Source organism: Mixta theicola (genome assembly GCF_002895925.1).
Lineage (GTDB): Bacteria > Pseudomonadota > Gammaproteobacteria > Enterobacterales > Enterobacteriaceae > Mixta > Mixta theicola.
In genome coordinates this window covers 1-563 of sequence record NZ_NWUO01000060.1, presented here as the reverse complement: position 1 = coordinate 563, position 563 = coordinate 1, and the positions used below count along the sequence as shown (strand labels likewise).

The 563-nt window shown below is 57.4% G+C and carries 1 protein-coding gene; it reads right to left on the bottom strand.

All coding sequences use genetic code 11. The features are described 5' to 3' along the window. A partial coding sequence (locus tag COO59_RS20620) for an RHS repeat domain-containing protein (RefSeq protein ID WP_205960899.1) occupies window positions 1–563 on the bottom strand: 563 nt, incomplete at both ends.

Below are 563 nucleotides of genomic sequence, written 5' to 3'. Positions count from 1 at the left end.
TCATAATAACGATGACGGTTATAGTGCAGGCCCGTTTCCGCATCGTAATACTGCCCCTGAAAGCGTAGCGGATTCTCAATCCGATTGCTATGTACCGTTCCTTTTTCTCCCCACGCGCCCTGCTGCACTGACCAGACAATGTCGCCTTTCAGCGAGGTTAACCTGACCGGCGCGCCATTCGGGTCGCAGTGATAGTGAAAGCTCTGGCGCATGTCGTCATGACGGGTTAACAACGCCAGCGGCTGAAAGCTGCCCGGATAATAAACATATTCCCGCACGGCAGAATAAAGCTGAGCCTGCATCCGTTGTCGTTTCAGGCGGTTTCCGGTATCAAACAGGGACCGGGCCTGGAGTGGGGGAGTACCGGCGCTGGCCACCTCGCCAGCCAGCATATCGCCCTGCCAGTAAAACCAGCGGGTTTCGTCGTCGGTTTGCTTAAAGACCCGGCGACCCAGGCCGTCATAGCCATAGCGTACCTGACGGGTTCCCCGGCGAACCGCAGTCAGCTGACGGTGTTCATCCCACACGAAATGCTCCGCTTCAGCATCGCTTTGCCCGGACTG